This window comes from Moritella dasanensis ArB 0140 (assembly GCF_000276805.1).
GTDB classification, from domain to species: domain Bacteria; phylum Pseudomonadota; class Gammaproteobacteria; order Enterobacterales; family Moritellaceae; genus Moritella; species Moritella dasanensis.
The window spans coordinates 36742-58174 of the sequence record NZ_AKXQ01000011.1; the positions used below are offsets into that span (position 1 = coordinate 36742).

18 protein-coding genes are annotated in these 21433 nt (G+C 41.7%); 14 read left to right on the top strand and 4 right to left on the bottom strand.

Features of this window, described 5'->3' with window-relative positions:
• Positions 1–163: 163 nt before the first annotated feature.
• The 13 genes from A923_RS0110715 to tldD all read left to right on the top strand — a co-directional run bounded on the left by A923_RS0110715 (position 164) and on the right by tldD (position 16252).
• Positions 164–667, top strand: coding sequence for a type II secretion system protein (locus A923_RS0110715; protein ID WP_017221681.1), 504 nt, complete (start codon positions 164–166; stop codon positions 665–667).
• Entirely contained in the window at positions 657–1223 is a 567-nt protein-coding gene (locus tag A923_RS0110720) for a type IV pilus modification PilV family protein (protein WP_017221682.1), read from the top strand. The genes A923_RS0110715 and A923_RS0110720 overlap by 11 nt, the downstream gene beginning before the upstream one ends.
• Entirely contained in the window at positions 1223–2008 is a 786-nt protein-coding gene (locus A923_RS0110725) for a PulJ/GspJ family protein (RefSeq protein WP_017221683.1), read from the top strand. The genes A923_RS0110720 and A923_RS0110725 overlap by 1 nt, the downstream gene beginning before the upstream one ends.
• Complete coding sequence (locus tag A923_RS0110730) at positions 1998–2417, top strand: PilX N-terminal domain-containing pilus assembly protein (protein ID WP_017221684.1); 420 nt, start codon at positions 1998–2000, stop codon at positions 2415–2417. The genes A923_RS0110725 and A923_RS0110730 overlap by 11 nt, the downstream gene beginning before the upstream one ends.
• The gene (locus tag A923_RS0110735) at positions 2414–5236 is read left to right on the top strand and encodes a DUF6701 domain-containing protein (RefSeq protein WP_017221685.1); all 2823 of its coding nucleotides are present in this window, start codon (positions 2414–2416) and stop codon (positions 5234–5236) included. The genes A923_RS0110730 and A923_RS0110735 overlap by 4 nt, the downstream gene beginning before the upstream one ends.
• A gap of 101 nt (positions 5237–5337) precedes the next feature.
• Entirely contained in the window at positions 5338–6378 is a 1041-nt protein-coding gene (locus tag A923_RS0110740) for a rod shape-determining protein (protein ID WP_017221686.1), read from the top strand.
• A 60-nt stretch (positions 6379–6438) separates the two neighbouring features.
• A complete protein-coding gene (mreC, locus tag A923_RS0110745) occupies positions 6439–7347 on the top strand; it encodes a rod shape-determining protein MreC (protein WP_017221687.1) in 909 nt (302 codons plus the stop codon).
• Positions 7344–7826: a rod shape-determining protein MreD gene (mreD, locus tag A923_RS0110750; protein ID WP_017221688.1), complete on the top strand. Its 483-nt coding sequence runs from the start codon at positions 7344–7346 to the stop codon at positions 7824–7826. The genes mreC and mreD overlap by 4 nt, the downstream gene beginning before the upstream one ends.
• A 38-nt stretch (positions 7827–7864) precedes the next feature.
• Positions 7865–8482 (top strand): Maf family protein, encoded by a 618-nt coding sequence (locus A923_RS0110755; RefSeq protein WP_017221689.1) that lies wholly within the window; start codon positions 7865–7867, stop codon positions 8480–8482.
• A gap of 16 nt (positions 8483–8498) precedes the next feature.
• Positions 8499–9974 carry a ribonuclease G gene (gene rng / locus A923_RS0110760; RefSeq protein ID WP_017221690.1) on the top strand — a complete coding sequence of 492 codons (1476 nt, stop codon included), beginning with the start codon at positions 8499–8501 and terminating at the stop codon, positions 9972–9974.
• Position 9975: 1 nt separating this feature from the next.
• Positions 9976–13911: a YhdP family protein gene (locus A923_RS0110765; RefSeq protein WP_083849971.1), complete on the top strand. Its 3936-nt coding sequence runs from the start codon at positions 9976–9978 to the stop codon at positions 13909–13911.
• Positions 13911–14795, top strand: coding sequence for a carbon-nitrogen hydrolase family protein (locus A923_RS0110770; protein WP_017221692.1), 885 nt, complete (start codon positions 13911–13913; stop codon positions 14793–14795). Before A923_RS0110765 ends, A923_RS0110770 begins: the two co-directional genes overlap by 1 nt.
• Before the next feature lie 8 nt (positions 14796–14803).
• The gene (gene tldD, locus A923_RS0110775; RefSeq protein ID WP_017221693.1) at positions 14804–16252 is read left to right on the top strand and encodes a metalloprotease TldD; all 1449 of its coding nucleotides are present in this window, start codon (positions 14804–14806) and stop codon (positions 16250–16252) included.
• 140 nt (positions 16253–16392) lie between these two features.
• Here the strand turns inward: tldD and yjgA are convergent, their stop codons facing one another.
• Entirely contained in the window at positions 16393–16944 is a 552-nt protein-coding gene (yjgA, locus tag A923_RS0110780; protein ID WP_017221694.1) for a ribosome biogenesis factor YjgA, read from the bottom strand.
• Positions 16945–17069: 125 nt separating this feature from the next.
• Here yjgA and pmbA point away from each other — a divergent pair, with 125 nt between their 5' ends.
• Positions 17070–18410 (top strand): metalloprotease PmbA, encoded by a 1341-nt coding sequence (gene pmbA, locus A923_RS0110785; protein WP_017221695.1) that lies wholly within the window; start codon positions 17070–17072, stop codon positions 18408–18410.
• 145 nt (positions 18411–18555) lie between these two features.
• Here the strand turns inward: pmbA and mgtE are convergent, their stop codons facing one another.
• The 3 genes from mgtE to hpf form a co-directional block, all read right to left on the bottom strand.
• Complete coding sequence (gene mgtE / locus A923_RS0110790) at positions 18556–19917, bottom strand: magnesium transporter (RefSeq protein WP_017221696.1); 1362 nt, start codon at positions 19915–19917, stop codon at positions 18556–18558.
• A gap of 152 nt (positions 19918–20069) precedes the next feature.
• Entirely contained in the window at positions 20070–20933 is an 864-nt protein-coding gene (rapZ, locus tag A923_RS0110795) for an RNase adapter RapZ (protein WP_017221697.1), read from the bottom strand.
• A 199-nt stretch (positions 20934–21132) separates the two neighbouring features.
• Positions 21133–21420, bottom strand: coding sequence for a ribosome hibernation-promoting factor, HPF/YfiA family (gene hpf / locus A923_RS0110800; protein ID WP_017221698.1), 288 nt, complete (start codon positions 21418–21420; stop codon positions 21133–21135).
• Positions 21421–21433: the final 13 nt, after the last annotated feature.

Genomic DNA, 21433 nt, shown 5'->3' on the forward strand with positions numbered 1-21433 from the left:
AAAAGGCTTACTTCGGTAAGCCTTTTTTATTTCTAATATACAGCCTTAATTAATACCTCATAATTAAGGCAATTGACTTAATTATTATAATAATATCAATGCTCAGTATGGTAAAATATAATACCTAACATCCATCACATTAAGCCATCAGGTACGATAGCATATGTTTAAAAAATCAGGCTTTACCCTCATTGAACTGGTCATTGTTATCATCCTTCTCGGTATTCTCGCCGCGACTGCGATCCCCAAATTAATTGGTAATGATGGTTTTGAAGCGCAAGCCTATCGTGACCAGCTCCTGCAATTATTAAAAACCGTACAGCAACAAGCGATGAGTTGTGATGATGATTGCCGTAAAAATGTTGGTGGAATTCCTCGTACAAATAACCTCTACGCCTGTAATAAAGTGATAATTGAAAGTAACCGTTTTGGTATTCCTAAAGGTTGTGATGTAACTTTTCCGCTAGCTGGTTACGAAGTTCCTCAATTGGGTATGAGTAAAGCGGAAGCTGATAGTAGCTCGATCAGCTTTAATAGCCCACTACGCATCATTGAGTTTGATTCTAGGGGCGTCGCGAATGGTTGTGTAAGTTGTGATATTAGTATTATCGGTGAGCAAACATTATTCATTCGAATTGAATCTCAAGGCTATATCCATGAACAATAAACAACGCGGTTTTACTTTAATCGAGATTGTGGTCGGTATCGTGGTACTAGCGGTCGCGTTGACGATTGTGACAGGCGTGTTTTTACCACAAGCGAATAAAATGACTTCGCCTATGTATCAGATAAAAGCGACAGCATTAGGGAAGAGTATTATGAACCAGGTGCTGATTCGGTATTATGATGATGTTAATGTCCGCTCAGGTAGCTTTAGCCCCTGTACTAGTTGCACGGACGATGCGGATTTAGGACCTGAATTCCCAGAATCTCGTGTTAACCCGAATAATTTTAATGATGTCGATGATTATAATGTTTACTGCGATGTTAATCATGATGGGTCTGCTAATACTAATTATAATCCTCAGTTAGCGCGCCAGCAGCTTACTAATAATTCAGATAATAGCTATAACGGTTACGGTATTAGAATTTGTGTGTCGTTGGCTGCTGATAAGTTTGTTACAGGTAGCACTGCAAATAATGTCGCTAAAAGAATCTCTTTGACAATATTTATGCCTAATAATGAAGAGATTACACTGACTTCATTTAAGGGGAATTACTGATGCCTAAAATGATGAAATATACGCAGGCTGGATTTACCCTTGTTGAACTGGTAACTGTGATTATTTTGTTGGGTGTTGTTGGTACTTTCAGCAGTCGCTTTATTGCTGATAACGTTGTGCTGTATCAATCATCGGTTAATCAAAATGAACGCCTTAATGATGCGCGCTTTGTGATAAATCGAATGAGTAAAGAACTCGAATCTGCGATTGCGTTTAGTGTAAAGGTTGACGCCAGTTGCATGAGTTTTGTTCCTTTTAATGCAGCAGGACAATATATCAATAATGTTGCAATGAAAAATCCAATTGAGCTGATTATGGATCCTATCTCTAGAGCGGCAGGTAGTGCCGCGACAGGAACTTTTAATGGCCAAAAAATCAGTGTTTTAACTACAAAGTCGGATGATTTTTACCAACCAGCTAGTGGTAGTATTGCTGTTATCGATACTTATATAGTTTCCGGCGCCAATGATACGCAAGCTGAGGTTGCTTTGTTGGGGTCAGTACTTACTCTAGATTCAGCAGTATCGCGTTATTTTATATTCGATCGTGAGGTTCGCTATTGCTTGGAAGATAATCATTCGACTTTATTTCGATATGAAAAAATTGGTAGTAGCACAGCAAGTCAGGCTAGGATGATGAATGGTTTAAGTGCTAATAGCAGCATGTCATTAACCAGTGCTACTCAGTTTAGTAATGCCATTTTGGAGCTGAATTTTAACTTCTTATTACGCGATAACAGTGAAATCAAATTTGAACATCAGGTGGTAATGTCTAATGTGCCGTAATCGTCATTCAAATCCTTATCAGCAACAAGGCAGTATGCTGGTTATCTCGATCTTTATTATTGTGGTTATCTCTTTATTAGCTGCGTCATTAAGTCGAATTTTAAGTTCAACCGCGGATAGTGTTGCCAATGAAGTGTATAGCGCGAAAGCTTATTACGCTGCGGATAGTGGTATGGAATATGGGATTTATAAGGTATTAGATAATGCCTCTTTTTGCACGGATCTTGTCATTATTCCGCTTAATTTTTTGACTGGGGAAGTTGGACTTGAGAATTGTAGCATCAAGCTTGAATGTGAATTGATAGATTTGCCTGACGCAAGCAAGCAATATTATTTAAAGTCCATAGGTACATGTGATGGTGGCAAAATTGTGGCGCAGCATATTGTTGAAGCTGAGGTGAAGTTATGATGTTGAATATAAAAATATATGTAACCACAACATTGCTATTTATGACGATGTGTTGTTCAACGGCATATGCAGCAGAGACTATTTATGATGGACAAAGGGTGTACGTTGGTGATTTCTGGGGGACTAATCCATCTAACATTATTCAGGCGGGTGATAGCCCTGCAGGTGATGTACTAAAGAATCCAAGGATTCAGGATACCTCTAACGTCATTAATTTTGAACTTACACAGTCTTTTGAGCTTAGTAATATAGAGATTACGGGCGATCGTGGTATACATAGCCAATTATATTTTGTTATTTGGAAAGTGGGTCAATCGAATCCGGTTATCAATACTCTTGCAATTAGAAGAAAGTCTAATAAATCAAAAGCTATTAATGAGTCTTTGGATGTAGGTAACTATCAAATAGCTATTGTGGGTGAGTGCCATAAGCAAGGTCGTTATATAGGTTGGAAGAATAATTGCAGTCAGGGTGATGGTTTTGATGATTTTTCTTTTAGAGGAATTGTTTTAAATGGCGACGATACAAGTAATAACGTGAATCATTACCGCATTTTATATAATGAAAATGGTACCAGTTGTGCCGCTAATCCGATTTTAATTCAAGCCTGTACGAATGGTATTGCTAATGGTAATTGCGCTGAAGCGAGTGTAAGAACAACCGCTACTTTACATGCGAAGAAAGGCAACAAAGATGAAGTGACAGAATTTATTAATTTTACCGGGTCAAAAGAGGTTAGTTTAAAGAAGCAGAAAAGTAAAAAATTAGAATTATCTTTAAGCGGTATTAATGCACCATATTCCTGTAATGACGTCCCATCACAAAATACTAAGTGTGAAATTAAATTTGCAGATTCCGGATTAGTTTTTTCTTATGGGGAAGACCATGCTTTAAACATTGATAGTCAAATCGCCGGTATTGAATTTCCTGATCATATGAACAATGGTCAAACACTATACCTACAAGCATTTATTAAAGGCAAAAAAGGTAAAAAAGGAAAAAAAGGTAAATGTGAGCCAGTTAAAAATGAAACTGTTTTGGTTGGGCTAGGTGTTCAATGCCTAGAACCGAGTGACTGTTCGGCATTAGACTTTAGGGCCGCTGGTAATGAGATAGCTAAAAATAAAGCATCCGATAAAAAATATTCTTATACAGATGTTTCATTGGAATTCAATGGTGATGGTTATGCCGAAATTCCGAGTCCATTATATGAAGATGCTGGAATGATTAGGTTAATCGGATCTATTGATGTTAAAGGTAATGCAAAAATTAAAGCTGAAGGGATGAGTAATATTTTCCCTGTTCGCCCTTATAAATTTAATATCGTTGCCACTAATGGATTGCAAGAACATCTAACCAAGAAGACTGATGATAAGTTTAATTATACGCATATAGCCGGTGCTGATTTTATATTTAAGGTTGAAGCGGTCAATTTTGGTGGTGAAGTAACAACAAACTATGTCCCTAGTGCTCAAGTAGAAGCGAAAGTCACTCGTTCGATTCCTGTTGCCGGATATAACGGTGTGTTTAATTATGAAATTGATGGGACTGAATGGCCAGTTGATTGGGATTATGTTGCATTAAACTTTAGTTCTGGAACCGCGAGTACTGCTACTGCGACTTACAGTGAGGTGGGTGCATTTAAAGTGAATGTACGGGATAACAATTATTATGGCGAGTCTTTCTCTGTAGATAACGGCATCGGTACCGAAATAGGCCGCTTCATTCCAGACCATTTTACCTTGGTCTCATCAAGTGTTGATAACTATATAGATAACATCGGTAGTAGTTCAAATAGTTATGATTATACGTTTCCTTATGGCCTTACTTCTTATGCAGCTGGAACGGTAGTGCTATCCGGTGATGGTAAGATTTATCAATGTAGACCGGAATGGGATCGGTCTAAATGGTGTAGATTAGCTGATTATAAACCTGGAATTACAGATCATGATGGTAATGAAATTTGGAGTGATGCCTGGTTCTTATTGGATGCTTCTTTTGGCATTACTTACATGGAACAACCCGCATTACAGTTCGATTATCACCTTGAAGCAAGAAATAGAGGCGATGTGCTAACTAAAAATTATGATGCTGTATCCGCTAAGACTGACATTCGCTTTGTCGCAGAGAGTGGTGCTGATGATTTATCTATTCGCTTAACTGACGAAGATGGCGGGGCTTTGTCTGGGGTATATAAACAGACATTAGTATCTGATGTCGGTCAATTTTCTCGTTTCAAAAATAGCGGTGGAGAGACCATCGAAGATGGTCCATATTCATTACTTTTTGGTATTGGCATAACAGACAAGGATGGTGTTGAACTTGCTGATATGGATATGTCTGAAGTAGATTATACGCTCACTGCAAAGCGTTTATCGAATGCTCCCAGTGAGTTACGTTTTGGCCGTTGGCATATTTATGATGGTTCAGGCCCTACCCGCACGACCAGCAGCGAAAATGCTTTCCCAGTGACAATGGAAGTACAGTATTACAATCCAAATAAAGCGACGGGTGATGGTTTTACTATTAATGAAGATGATAGCATTACCACATTTATTGCCAGTGGCGCGACTGCAACGATCAGTGGGGATGCCAGCGGCATAACGTTAAGTGGTTGTGGTAACGCGAGTTGCGAATTTAGCAGCGGTATCACACAGGCGTTAATTATCTCATCGTGGAATCCGGGCACTGCAATATTAGAATACATCTATACACCCAAATGGCTGATGCCTGCAGATGGTGAAGCCCCTTCTGCAAACATTACTTTTGGCTTTTTCTACGGTAATGATCGAGTTATTTACCGTCGACGGTTAAATTAATAGTGAGTCCGTCATAAAGTCTGATAAACTTGCCACATTCATTGCGCATTGGTAAAGTTAACCGATCTTGCAACATTTTACTTTTAGGAATGCCCATAACCATGTTTAAGAAGTTAAGAGGCTTATTCTCTAGCGATTTATCAATCGATTTGGGAACTGCAAACACTCTCATTTATGTTAAAGGTCAAGGTATTGTTCTTGACGAGCCTTCAGTTGTTGCGATCCGCCAAGAGCGTGGTGCAAACAAGAGTGTGGCTGCCGTTGGTACTGCAGCAAAGCAAATGCTAGGTCGTACTCCTGGTAATATCGCCGCTATTCGTCCAATGAAAGATGGCGTTATCGCTGATTTTTTCGTGACAGAAAAAATGTTACAACACTTTATTAAACAAGTGCATGACAATAACTTTTTCCGTCCAAGCCCACGTGTTCTCGTGTGTGTACCATGTGGTTCAACACAAGTAGAACGTCGTGCGATTCGTGAATCAGCACAAGGTGCTGGTGCACGTGAAGTATTTTTAATCGACGAGCCAATGGCTGCGGCGATTGGTGCTGGTATGCCCGTATCTGAAGCAACTGGTTCTATGGTTGTTGATATAGGTGGTGGTACCACAGAAGTTGCAATTATCTCATTAAACGGTGTGGTTTATTCTTCATCTGTCCGTATTGGTGGCGACAAACTTGATGAAGCAATCATCAGCTATGTACGTCGTAACTACGGTAGCTTAATTGGTGAAGCAACGGCTGAACGCATTAAGAAAGAGATTGGTTCTGCCTATCCACTTGATGAAGTTGTTGAAATTGAAGTGCGTGGCCGTAACCTTGCAGAAGGTGTACCGCGTAGTTTCATTTTAAACAGCACTGAAATTCTAGAAGCATTACAAGAGCCGCTATCGGGTGTTGTAAGTGCAGTAATGACAGCGTTAGAGCAGTCTCCACCAGAATTAGCGTCGGATATTGCTGAACGTGGTATGGTGCTAACAGGTGGCGGTGCGTTAATCCGTGGTCTTGATCGTCTATTACTTGAAGAAACTGGTATTCCAGTGGTTATCGCTGAAGATCCACTGACGTGTGTGGCGCGTGGCGGCGGTACTGCATTAGAAATGATTGATATGCACGGTGGTGATCTGTTCCATTACGATTAAGCTCCTGATTAAATAATCCTATAGGATGGCGGACGCGCCATCCTTTGAGAATACCATCTAATGAAACCTATTTTTGCTACCTCTACATCTTTACAACTGCGCCTATTCCTTGCGGTTATCGCCTCTTTCTCATTAATTGTTTTTGATTCAAAATTTGATTCATTTTCAAATGTGCGACTTTATCTCAATACCGCTGTCTCGCCGTTAATTTATGCCGCTGATATCCCTAGTGAAATGCTTAAAGGTGTATCAAATAATGTCGTCAGCCGCCGAGATTTAAGAAAAAAAGTGGCAGAACAAAAAGACCAGCTATTCACTCAGCAAGTCCAGTTGTTGGAATTTAAGCACTTAAAACAAGAAAATAAACGTCTACGTGCCTTACTTAACTCACCAGTTCATACCGACCAGCGTAAATTAGTCGCTGAAATTATTACCGTTAATTCCGATCCGTTTTCACTGCAAGTGGTGATTAATAAGGGCGCAATGGAAGGTGTTTATATTGGTCAACCGGTATTAAACGAACAGGGTGTGGTTGGACAAATTGTTGATGTGGCAGCCACATACAGCCGGGTATTGCTGATTTCTGATATTAGCCACGGTATTCCGGTGCGCGTACAGCGTAATGATATTCGCGCGATAGCCAATGGCGGCGGCGAACTAAATAGTCTTAACCTGCCTTACATGCCACACAGTACCGATATTCAAGTGGGCGATGTATTAGTGACGTCTGGCCTGGGTGGCGTATTTCCTGAAGGCTATCCTGTTGCTACTATTTCTGAGTTCACTTATCAGGTTGGTCAGCCCTACGCCCAAGTTGAAGCGAAACCCGCTGTGGCGTTAGAGCGGATACGTTATGTGCTATTAGTTTGGGACAATGACGACAACGCATCCGAGGGTGATCCTGCCATCAAAGATCTGGATGATGTTAATGAACCGCAGTTAGAAACAGGTAAGGAGAAGACGCTATGACGTCTGCTAACGGTCGTTTTAAATTAATCCTGACCCTCATTCTCGCATTATTACTGACTGCATTGCCTGTCCCTGAGCCGATCGATAGCTTCCGACCTGATTGGGTGCTGTTGGTATTAGGTTATTGGTGTATGGCACTGCCGTATCGTGTGAGTATTGGTTATGCTTGGGTCACTGGGTTAGCGTTGGATCTGTTATTAGGTGCGCCGCTAGGTATCCATTCCTTGGCCTTGTCGATTGTTATTTATATTATCGTCATGAATCACCGTTTGATCCGGAATATTTCGTTATGGCAACAAGCCTTGATTGTCGGCTTCTTAACGATGCTTAATAAGCTCATCATATTCTGGGCTGAAAAATTACTTTTTGATATCTCAATAACACCCATGTACTTATGGTCAATCTTAACTACGATGTTAATATGGCCATGGATATTCTTGATTTTACGGAAGATTCGTCGTCAATTTGCCATTAGATAGTGGTCTGACGATAGCTTAATTGAGTAGAAGATAATAAGATGAAACAGCGTAATATGTATTTAGCGTCGCAGTCTCCACGACGCCGTGAGTTATTAACTCAAATTGGTGTTGAATTCACCGTATTGTCCGTTGATGTGGAAGAGCAGCAACAAGTGGGTGAATTAGCCCCAGATTATGTGTCTCGTTTGGCTCGCGATAAAGCGCAAGCGGGTGTTGCTGCGCTACTCAAGGTCAACGCAACACAGGTAACGACGAACGCAGCCGTTGAAGCTGTTGTTTTAGGCGCCGACACGATAGTCGTCTATGCCGGACAAGTATTAGAAAAACCGGTTGATGAGGCAGACTCAGTGCGCATGCTCAGCTTATTATCCGGTCAAGAACATGAAGTAATGACCGCTGTAGCACTTGCCGATGGCACGCGTTGCAAGGTCGAGTTAGTAACAACAACAGTACAGTTTAGAGATATCCCAGCGATTGAAATGCAGGACTACTGGCGCACGGGTGAACCACTCGATAAAGCCGGGAGTTATGCTATCCAAGGTATTGCAGGTAAATTCGTTAGCCATATAAGCGGTAGTTATAGTGCCGTTGTCGGTTTACCATTAATGCAAACCGAGCAATTAATTCAAGCCTTTAAGGCAGAGCAGAATAAGTAACGAAGGGCTAAAGAATATGGGTATAACGACAGAGTTATTAGTAAATGTTACCCCGAGCGAAACACGAGTTGCCTTGATTGAAAATGGCATACTACAAGAAATACATGTCGAGCGAGAAGCGAAGCGCGGCATCGTGGGTAATATCTATAAAGGTAAAGTAAGTCGGGTATTACCGGGCATGCAAGCTGCATTTATTGATATTGGTCTTGATAAAGCAGCATTCTTACACGCATCAGATATTGTGCCACATACCGAATGTGTTGCACCTGGCGAGAAGAAACATTTTAAAGTCGCTGATATCTCGCAACTCGTTCGTCAAGGCCAAGATATTGTCGTTCAAGTAGTGAAAGATCCGATGGGTACTAAAGGTGCGCGCCTGACGACCGATATTACCTTGCCTTCACGCTATTTAGTGTTTATGCCAGGCAGTTCACATGTTGGCGTATCACAACGTATTGATTGTGAAGAAGAGCGTAGCCGCTTAAAACGTGTCACTGAAGCGCAAATTGATGAACTCGGTGGTTATATCATTCGTACCGCCGCCGATGGTGTGGGTGATAAAGAACTTGAACAAGACATTGCTTACTTAAAACGTCTATGGACTAAAGTATTACAGCGTAAAAAAGCGAATCCAAGCGCGAGTATGTTGTATCAAGATCCGTCTTTGGCATTTCGTATTATTCGCGATTTTGCCGGTGCTCCATTAGACAAGATCCGCGTGGATTCACGCCTGGCTTATGCTGAGCTATGTGAATTTACCGAATCATATGTACCTGAACTAGTGAGTGCGTTAGAACCGTATACTGGCGAACGTCCAATTTTTGAAATGTACGATGTGGAAAGTGAATCACAACGTGCGCTTGAACGTCGAGTAAAGTTAAAGTCGGGTGGTTATTTAATTATCGACCAGACTGAAGCGATGACGACGATTGATATTAATACTGGCGCGTTTGTTGGCCATCGTAATCTTGAAGATACGATCTTTAATACCAATGTGGAATCGACTCAAGCGATTGCACGCCAGCTGAGATTACGTAATCTTGGTGGTATTATCATTATTGATTTTATTGATATGCAAAGTTCTGAGCACCGCCGTCGCGTGATGGAATGTTTGGAATCAGCATTAAGCCATGATCGTGCTAAAACCAATACCCATGACTTCTCGGCGTTAGGCTTAGTAGAAATGACCCGTAAGCGTACGCGTGAATCATTAGAGCATGTCTTGTGTTCTGACTGTCCGACGTGTGATGGCCGTGGTTCGGTAAAAACTGTTGAAACAGTATGTTATGAGATATTTCGTGAAGTAACCCGGGTTAATCGTGCCTACGATGCGGATCAGTTTAACGTTTATGCATCAGTTGCGGTTGCCGAATACATTGTCAAAGAAGAGTCTCACAGTATTGCTGAATTGGAATTATTTATGGGTAAACAGGTTAAAATAAAACCTGAACCACAATACTTGCAAGAGCAATTTGATGTGGTAATGATGTAACGTGACAGGCACTCGAAATTGGCTAAGAAGGCTGGGCAAAATATGCCTGTATACGTTTGCTTGCTTAGCTGTTTTTTCTGCAGTTTCGATTAGCCTGCTACGGGCGAGTTTACCTTACCTGAATCAATATCATGATCGGGTGATTGACTGGCTGGTCGCTGATCAATCGGTGAGTATTGAAGTTGCAAGTATTGATGCGGGCTGGTATAAATTTGGTCCGGTATTAATTGTAAATACGCTCGATGTAAAGTTCGATGGATCCCTGCCTTATAATTTTGATGTCGCGCGTATTAAGATCAGCGTCGATTTTTGGAATAGTCTCTTAGAACAAAAACTGCTGATTGATAACCTTATCTTAGATGGTGTGCAGATAAAGCTACCCATTTCTCCGTTTCAAAGCAGTAAAGAAAAAGACACTAAACTATCTTCTCCTGAATTAACTCGTCTGCTTGATGTGTTTTTCCGTCAGCTGGAACATTTTGAATTAACCAACAGTAACTTACGCGTACTAACCCCTGCGGGTGAAGAAAAGATTATTCATATCCCTGAATTTGCTTGGCTAAACCAAGGTAATCGACACCGAGGGGAAGGTTGGGCATACATCAATGATGATATCACTGATAATAACTTGCGTATTATGGTGGATGTCACCAGTGCCAAAAACGATTTAGCCAATGTCAGTGGTCAAGTTTATGTTCAAGCCGAAAATGTGAGTTTATCGAGTTGGCTTGAAAGAGTATTACTTGATCGAGAAGGACTGAAAAAAGGCGCGCTCAGTTTTGAAAGTTGGATTGATATTGCCAACAATAAACCAACATCGGCATTATTACAGTTACAGCCTTCCGCGTTTACGTGGAAAAGTGGTGATCTACAGCAAAGCCTCAATATTTGGGGCGGTGAACTGGAATGGCAGTTAACGGATTCCGGTTGGCAGTTAGATAGTCGTGATTTAGCGTTGGTGACCAATGGTATTGTCTGGCCACAGCTAGATTTACAAGTCAGGCAGCAAGACAGTGATTTGTTGGCGTTTGTTAATCAAGTGGAATTGTCTAAGCTAGCCCCTATTGTCGCCTTATCACGGCATGTTGATGAAGCTTTATTTAAGGATCTCAAAACCCTTTATCCACATGGCCTAGTGCGTGACGTTAAGATTAAGATCCCAATGCAAGATTGGACTCAGCTGCGTTATCAGCTAAACGTTGATGATTTGCAGTTGCAAAGTTGGCAAGGTTTTCCAGCCATTGGTAATGTCGATATCGCCGTGACGGGCAGTTTAGATGCTGGCAAGGTCAGTGTTGATATGCAGGATGTGTCGTTAGATCTCTCGGAGCATCTTGAACATAGTATTCAGGTTAATCAATTTTCGACTGATTTAACCTGGCGTCGTTATGACTATAGCGATGCTGATGCTAAAAGCAACAGTAATACTGGCGCAGGAACAACCGCGACAGGTATTGAGATCAGCGCAGACAAGGTATTTGTTGATACCACAGAGTTAGTCCTCGATACTCAGTTCTTGTTGGATATTCCGACCAATGCACCGCCATTTCTCAGCCTTGCGGGTGATTTGACGTTACGCGATGCCAGTAAAGCCTATTATTACTACCCAACCGAGTATATGGGGGAAGGGTTAATTGATTACCTACGCGGTGCTTTAAAACAAGGCCATGCTGAGAATGGCCAAGTGTTGTGGTTTGGTGAGTTTGCTCATTATCCTTATGCCCAAGGTGACGGCATCTTCCAGACCCGATTAAATGTCGTCGATGCTGAGTTTAAATTTGATCCGCAATGGCCAAGCTTAACGGAATTGCAGTTAGAACTATTATTTCAAAACGATGATTTATTTATGTCATCGCGACAAGGTAATTTGGATCACGTTGCTATATCGGCGGTTGATTTGCAATTACCTAATCTGAGTGATGTGCAAGCGCTCGATATCCAAGCTAAATTTAAAACCACTGGTGAGCGTGCCAAATCGCTGATTGATTTAAGTCCGCTGCCTGAAATATCTGATACTTTGAATAGCGTACAAGTGTCAGGCGATATTAACGGTGAAATTGATATTGTCATTCCATTTACGGATGATGATCCTGTTATTGTCAGCGGTGATATTGGATTGGTGAATGCCGGTGTTTATCTGCCAGCGCTGGATTTAACCTTGGACAATGTGAAAGGTAGTTTCAAGTTTGATGATGCAGGTTTGTCATCAACGCCGTTAACAGCCACGTTGTTCGACGAGCAACTAAATGTCAGCTTTACCAGTGCACAGCAAGACAGTGACTATCAAGTCAATGTTGACCTTGCGGGTAACTGGGCGAGTGAAAAGGTGATGATGCAGTTCATGCCCGAATATCAGCAGTATGTGTCGGGTTATGTGAACTGGCAAGGCTCGTTAAACATGGTTTTCCCTGAGCAGGGGTTTAACTATGAATTTGATTTACAGAGTGATTTAGAGAGCGTAATACTCGATTTACCCATTCCTTTAGGTAAAGCAGCCTCGCAGGATTGGCCAACCGATATTGCTGTTGTCGGTAATGATAAACAAGCCCATGTTCAACTCAATTCGACTGACCTGATCTACTTCTCTGGTCAGGTTAATTACGCCGGTGAGCAATTAACCTTGATCCAATCTTTAGTTCAGATAGGTAATGCTGATGAACTACTTATCAGTGATACCGCAAATGCCGTGGTTATGAATGTCGATAACCTTGCACTTGCCGATTGGCAGTCATGGTACAAGGGTTTGCCAGACAGTAATTTCGATGTCAGTAGTGCTGTTGAACCCTTATCCTCGATTAAAGTGGCGGTGGCTAACACTGTTTATTACCAACAACCCTTGACCAACTTAAATATTACCGCCACTAAAGGTTACCGTAATTGGGGTATCGCACTACAAGCTGATGAATTTAATGGGGCTGTTGTTATCCCTGACGTCGGTGATATTAATATCGATTTTGATTATTTATATTTACCTGATTTAGTGTTTAATGGTGATGAGAATAACCAGGCCAAAACCGAGAATATCGTAGATGAACCGCAATCTAGCGAACTTGTTTGGCAAGATGTACCGGGTTTTAATTTTAATTGTGGCGCCTGTATTTTAGGCCAAATTAATTTAGGTCAAACGTCTGCTAAAGTAAGTAAGAGTACGACAGGACTGAGCTTAAAAGCCCTTGATGTTGATATGGAACATTCCACTGTGGCTATGACTGGGCGTTGGTTTACGGATGAGAAAGGTAAGCAGGCAACGCAATTACAGGGTGAGTTAAGCACTAAGAGTGTTGAAGAGTTTATGACGGGCCTAGGCATGATCAGTCCATTGGCAAAGACCCCTGCAAATGTTAACTTCAGACTGGCTTGGCAAGATCAGCCTTTTAATATTGATGGTGACTCATTAAATGGTAATGCGACAATAACCACTAAAGCAGGGCGTATATCGAATGTCAGTGATAAAGGTACGCGGTTCTTAAGTGTGCTGAGCTTACAGTCATTAGTGAAGCGCTTAAGTTTAGATTTCAGTGATGTATTTAATGACGGGCTGCCATATTCGTCTATGCAAGGGTCACTGCTGATCGTTGATGGTGCGATTAATAATAAAGATTTTATCCTTAATTCTAATAGCGGTAAGATCACCGGCCATGGTTATATCGATTTAGTCACGGATACGATTAATTATAATTTAAGCTTCTTCCCCGATGTGACCTCTAGTTTACCAGTATTGGCGGCGTTTGCAGTCACGCCAACAACTGCATTGGCTGTGTTTGCGTTATCCAAGATCTTAGAACCGGTGGTTGAAGTGATCACCGAGCTTAAATTTAATGTCAGTGGCGACTTTGATAATCCCGTATTTACCGAAGGTAAGCGTAATAAACAAGCTATCACTGTACCGGACAGATTGCTTAATGACGCTGAGTCGCAAACTTCAGGAGGTAAGTAATGCAGTTAGTCGCAATACAAATGAACTCTGGTGCTGATATTGCAGCAAACTTAGCGACTGTGGCGTCGCAACTGGCGTTGATTGATACGCAAGTTGCCCCGACGTTAATATTATTACCTGAGAATTTCGCGTTATTTTCCAATCGTGACGATTATTTAGCCCATGCAGAAGTATTAGGACAGGGCCTTGTTCAGCAACAACTTGCTGATTGGGCGAAACAATACCAATGTTGGCTGGTTGCTGGTTCTTTCCCTATTCTTAGTGATATTGATGAGCGTATTTACACCACGAGTTTAGCATTTGACCCGAATGGGGAATTGGTGCAACATTACCACAAGATCCATTTGTTTGATGCGCATGTTCCAGCTGTCTCTGTTATCACGAATGATGACCAAGCTAAGACGGTATTTAAGCAAGCGTTAAAGACTCAAGTATATAAAGAATCAGATAGCTTTATTGCCGGTGATCGGATTGCGACCTTTCGCGTCGGCAATATAACGGTTGGCATGGCGATTTGTTATGACTTACGCTTTCCAGAATTATTTCGTGCACTGAGTGCGGCTAATGTCGATGTGTTTTTACTGCCTGCCGCGTTTACTTATGTGACAGGTAAAGCCCATTGGTTACCCCTGTTACAAGCCCGAGCAATTGAAAACCAATGCTACGTGTTAGCGGCGAATCAGGTAGGTGATCATGGCCACAATCGTCATACTTGGGGGCATTCAGTTATCTTAGACCCCTGGGGAGAGATACTGGCACAACAAACGTCGGCATGCGGTATCAGTTGTGCGCTATTAGACAAACATAAGTTAGTACAAGTACGTACTGACATACCTATTTTACAACATGCACGCTTTACGGCGAGCTTGAAAAATAAAGAGTAATAATCCAAATGAGATTTGAACAAGTCGAAAATTCAATTTTACTGCCAGCCGGTTTAAACGTCGATAAGCTGCAGAGCACACTGTCATTATTGATGGGCAATCAGCTTGATTATGGTGATCTTTATTTCCAAGCTTGCAAACATGAATCTTGGGGTTTAGAAGACGGTATCGTTAAAGAAGGTTCGTTTAATATCGAAAGGGGTGTTGGCGTTCGTGCAGTTTCGGGCGAGAAAACCGGTTTTGCTTATTCTGATGAGATCAGCTTAAAGGCATTAACGCAGTCTGCGAAAGCGGCGCGTGGTATTGCTGGCAGCGGTGGTGAAGGTAAAGTGAAAGCGTGGAGCAAACCACAAGGTAGTGAAATTTATCAGCCATTAGATCCATTAGCGAGCATGGAAAGACAACGTAAAATTGACTTATTACATGAAGTTGATGTGTATGCGCGTTCATTGGATACACACGTTACGCAAGTGAGCGTGAGTCTATCTGCGGTATACGAAGAAATATTAGTGGCAGCAACAGATGGCACGTTGGCGACAGACGTTCGCCCATTAGTACGTATGAACTGTTCTGTGTTGATTGAGAAAAATGGTAAACGTGAACGTGGTGGCGCTGGTGGCGGTGGTCGTTATGGTTTTGATTACTTTTTAGATGATGTTGATGGTGTGCAACGTGCGTTTAGCTATGCTAAAGATGCGGTACGCCAAGCGCTGGTTAATATTGAGGCCATTGATGCACCTGCTGGTGCGATGACTGTGGTTCTTGGTGCTGGTTGGCCTGGGGTATTATTACACGAAGCGGTAGGTCATGGCCTAGAAGGCGATTTTAACCGTAAAGGCACGTCTTCTTATGCGGGTAAAATTGGCCAGCAAGTTGCATCGCCACTGTGCACTATTGTTGATAATGGCACTTTAGCGAATCGCCGTGGTTCATTGAACATTGATGACGAAGGCACGGTAACGCAAAATACCATGTTGATTGAAAAGGGTATTTTGAAAGGTTATATGCAAGATAAACTTAATGCCCGTTTAATGGGTGTGGAATCAACAGGTAACGGTCGTCGTGAATCATTCGCACATTTACCTATGCCGCGTATGACCAATACTTACATGTTACCTGGCGAGCATAGCCCAGAAGAAATTATTAGCACGGTTAAGAAGGGCATTTATGCGCCTAACTTTGGTGGTGGTCAGGTTGATATTACCTCGGGTAAGTTTGTATTCTCGGCATCAGAAGCGTATTTAATTGAGGATGGTAAAATTACCACGCCAATTAAAGGGGCAACCTTGATCGGTAATGGTCATGACGCGATGCAAGATATCTCTATGGTCGGTAATGATCTGGAGTTAGATAAGGGTGTCGGTATTTGTGGTAAAGAAGGCCAAAGCATCCCTGTTGGTGTTGGTCAGCCAACATTAAAATTAGACAGCATGACAGTCGGTGGTACGGGCAGCTAATAATGCTGCTGGACACTTTAAACGTCACGGTTAAAAAATAGCAGATAAAAATAAAGCCCTAGCAAGTATATGAATCACTTGTTAGGGCTTTATTGTTTGTACTGGTTAAATATTAAATGTGCCGAGATGGCTGATTAATATTATATACCGGCAATTTCACGTAGATGTTTAAAGATTTCTTTGCTTGGTTTTGCTGCTTTAAGCGGCTTTTCAGCTTTAAGTTCTTTATTCACTTGGCGAATAAGTAGACGTAATTTCTGACGGTCAGCATTTGGATAGGTTTCCAGTAATGTTGAGATCGCAGTATCACCACCGGCAATTAAGTTATCACGTACCATTTCTAGTTTTGCTAACTCAACTGTTGCTTGGTTGTACTTATTGGTGATCTTATCGTATGCCGCTTGGATTGGCTCAAGACCGTCACTACGCATGATCTTACACATGTACGACTGATGTCTGCTGTAAGCATCTGTACGTATTGAGATCTTTCTCGCTGTAACAATTGCAGCCAGTAAATGCTCAGAGAAACCCATCTTGGCAATTTCAGCTTTACTCAATAAAGAGATAGCGCCAGCAAGCTCAAGAGTCTTGGCAATTTCGATTTTATTTTCTGCACGACTTTGATATAGCTCGTCGTCTTCAGCGCGTCGGTAAGACTTTTCACTGGTAATATTTCGTTCTTTTACGCTCATAATATTCTTTTTCAAAACGATTGATATGTTAATTGTATCAGTTTATTGCTAATTGCGCAGTTGCTGGAGGAATTTATATCGCATCATGGTATGCTAAATCCAGTATAACTAATTGAAACGAGCCCATGAACTTAAAACAGCAAATTACATTAGAACAAAATAAATTGGAATTAGCCGTTACTCAAGCACTCGAAATCGCTAAAAAAGCGGGCGCGAGTGATGCTGAAGTAGCTATTTCACGACAAACTGGTTTGTCTGTGAGTACGCGCATGGGTGAAGTTGAAAATGTTGAATTCAACCACGATGGCGCGTTAGGTATTTGTGTATACCGCGGTCAACGTAAAGGTAATGCATCAACGTCTGATTTAAGTGAAGCTGCCATTCAAAGCACAGTCGCAGCGGCGTTAGATATCGCGTTGCACACAGCTGAAGATGAGTTTGCAGGTCTAGCAGATCGTGAACTCATGGCGTTTTCACCTGCAGACTTAGATTTATGCCACCCAATTGAAATTAAACCTGAGTATGCCATTGAGCAAGCGTGTCTGACAGAACGCTTAGCCTTAGCGCAAGACTCACGTATTGTGAACAGTGAAGGTGCATTTACCAGTCACAGCAGCATTAAAGTGTATGGTAACAGCCATGGTTTGGTGAATGGTTATGCAAGTACCCGTCACAGCATGAGTTCAGTACTGATTGCCGAAGAAAATGGTGCAATGGAACGTGATTACGGCTACTCAATGGCGCGTGACGCAAGTAAATTGTGGACACCTGAACAGATTGCTACAGAAGCGGTTAATCGCACTGTAGACCGTCTAGGCGCGCGTAAAATTGATACGTGTAATGTGCCTGTTATTTTTCATCATGACGTAGCAAGTAGCTTAATGGGTCAATTAGTGATGGGCATTAGCGGTGGTAGTTTATACCGTAAATCATCATTCTTATTAGACAAGTTGGGTGAACAGATTTTCCCTGATTGGTTGAACATCCAAGAGCGCCCACATATTTTAGGGGGTTTAGCATCCTCTATGTATGACGCTGAAGGTGTGCGTACTAAAGATTTAAATGTGGTAGAACAAGGTATCTTAAAAAGTTACTTACTTACCAGTTACAGCGGCCGTAAATTAGGCATGCAAACAACTGGTCATGCTGGTGGTATCCATAACTGGAACGTCACGGGCAAAGGTGAAACTCTCGGTCAGTTGTGTCGTCAAATGGGCACTGGTTTATTAGTGACTGAGCTGATGGGTCAAGGCGTTAATATAGTGACGGGTGATTATAGCCGTGGCGCGTCTGGTTTCTGGGTTGAGAACGGTGAAGTACAATATCCAGTCCATGAAATTACCATTGCGGGTAACTTAACTGATATGTTTAAAAATATCGTTGCTGTGGGTAACGACGTTGATATTCGTAGCAGCATTTTGATGGGTTCGACACTGTTAGAGTCAATGCAGATTGCCGGTAACTAATTAGCCGTTAAGCTTGAGTGTGATCGCGCCTTATTTTTAATATTAATAGTATGTAAAAGCCTGTGTCGTTAAGACACAGGCTTTTTTTGTTTATCACGCGGTAATCATTCTCGGCTCGGTCATTACTTCGCGATTTAAACGCGTTTTATGAACCGTAGACCAGTGTTGCCATGCCTAAGAAGGCAAATAGACCGACGACATCGGTAACGGTCGTGAGCGCCATTCCGCCTGCTAATGCGGGATCAATATTGTATTTTTTCATCACCAATGGAATCACTACACCCGCGAGTCCGCCAATCGACATATTAATAAACATCGCACCGCCAATGATGAGACCGAGTGACGGATCACCTTTCCACAGCGAGACGATGATAGCGATAAAGATGGCCCAAATAGCACCATTCAATGCGCCAACCATGGCTTCTTTACCAATTAACCAACGGCTGTTGTCTTCACTAATATGACCCACTGCCATACCACGAATAACTAAAGCTAACGTTTGATTACCGGCGATACCGCCCATACTCGGTACGATGGTCATTAAAATAGCCAGTGTCGCTAATTGCTCTAACGTGGCTTCAAACATATTGGATACAGATGCTGCAGTCAGTGCGGCAATTAAATTAACCCCAAGCCAGAGTGTACGGCGCTTGGTACTTTGTATTACCGGAGCGAAGGTATCTTCATCGTCATCCATGCCCGCCATGCCCATCATGTCATGCTCGGCATTTTCACGAATAATATCGACCACGTCATCAATGGTAATACGACCGAGTAGGTTACCTGAATCATCAATAACAGGCGCAGAGATCCAATTATGACGTTCAAATAACTTGGCGACTTCGGAGGTATCCATATTGGCTGGTAATGTTTCAGCTTGGCGATCCATGATGGTATCGACCACACTGTTTAGATCTGTGGTCAGTAGCATCGCCAAAGATACATCACCCATTAAGCGATTATCTTTATCCACCACGTATAAGGTATCGGTTGCTTCTGGTAGTTCTCCGCGTAAACGGATATAGCGTAAAATAACATCGACAGTGACATCTGGACGAAAAGTGATGGTATCAGTGTCCATGATACTGCCCGCAGTGTCTTCCGGATAGGCCATTGCCGCTTCGAGGCGATGGCGATCTTGGGTATCCATTTTCGAGATAACTTCTTGATAGATGCTATCTGGGAGACTGCGGAGAATATTGGCTAAATCATCGGAATCTAAACCTTCAGTCGCCGCGACAAGCGATTCGGTATCCATGAGTTTGAGAATACTGGTTTTAGCATCTTCGTTGAGCTCGTCAAGGATCTCACCTTGCATTTCAGAATCGGTTAATCGCCATAGCAGTTTACGGCCTGCTGGTGGCGATGATTCGAGTAATAATGCGATATCACAAGGGGGGATTTGGTAGAGCATTCGTTTAACGTGAACAAACATACCACTATCAAGTGCTTCATTCAGTTCGCTTAAACGTATGTGTGTGCTTTCATGCTCCATTTTTTCTGGCATATGTTGTCCCCATTCTTATTCTTTTGCTGCAAGACCTTGCTCGCAGGTGCTGCGCAATTCTAGCTTAATCTGTATTTATAATCAGTATTAACAAGTGATACCATAAAATATAATAATAATTAACGGTATCACTTTGTTAATGCTGAGAGTATTTAGCTAATTTTATGTTTGTTTTTTTCTAATGTTTGGTGACGCGTTTGTACAACACGGTCTTGTAACTTAAAGCTTTTAGCCAGTTGTTCAGCGATGAATACCGAACGATGTTGACCGCCAGTACAACCAATCGCAACGGTGACATAGCTGCGGTTATTTTTTTCTAGCAGCGGCAACCAAGTCGTTAATAAGTTTTCAATTTGCAGGGTGAAACTCATTACTTCTGGCTGCTGACTGAGGTAATTAATCACCGGTTCATCAAGACCTGTGTAAGGTTTTAATTCAGGGATCCAGTGTGGATTTGGTAAAAAACGTACATCAAAGACATAGTCTGCATCCATCGGTAGGCCATGTTTAAAGCCAAAGGATTGAAAAACAAGGACGAGTTGGTTGTTTTTCTTGCCTAAAATACGTTCTTTTATTTGTTCGCTGAGCTCATGAATATTTAACTCAGAGGTATCGATTTTTAAATCTGCATGCAAGGCGATAGGACGTAAGCGTGTTTCTTCTATTTCAATTGCTTGAGATAATGACAGCTCATCTTTGGTTAATGGATGCAGTCGTCTTGTTTCGCTGTAGCGCTTAATAAGCACTGCTTTATTAGCATCAAGAAATAAACTGGTGAGATCGGTGCTGGCTTTTAGCGCCGTAATAATGTCATTTAATTCTTGTTTATCAGTCGGTAAATTACGCACGTCAATGCTGACTGCCATTTTTTCAGTCTTGGAATTTAAGGTTTGTAGTAGCTGTGGGAGTAAGGTAACTGGCAGGTTGTCTACGCAATAGTAGCCTAAATCTTCAAGTACCCGTAATGCAATTGATTTGCCGGATCCTGACTGGCCGCTGACTATTATTAATTTCATGTTCTGTCCCCATATCTGCGCAGCGAATATAGCATTAGCAGGGTGAAAATTAGGTTGCTAATTTTAAACCTGTCGTACTATAAAAGAAGGCTTATTATCCCGGAATTGATGTGGATATGATATGTTTTAATTATGTCAGAAGCATTAATACCTAAAGGAAAAGTTTATTTCCTTTAGGTTCTTTGTTATGGGACTTAAATTAATGACGAATTAATTTCTCTTTATGCTTAATGACCTGGCGATCGAGCTTGTCCAGTAAGCCATCAATGGCTGCATACATGTCGTTATGTTCATGTACGGCAAAGATTTCACCCCCGCTTAACTGTATTTTGGCTTCTGCAACTTGAAGTAGTTTCTCTACATTTAAAATCACATGAATATTGTTAATGTGTTCAAAATGTCGTTCTAATTTGGAAAACTTGTTATCAACGTAATCTTTCAGTGAATCTGTAATGTCTACATGTCTACCTGTTAAATTAATTTGCATATACGTCTCCCTT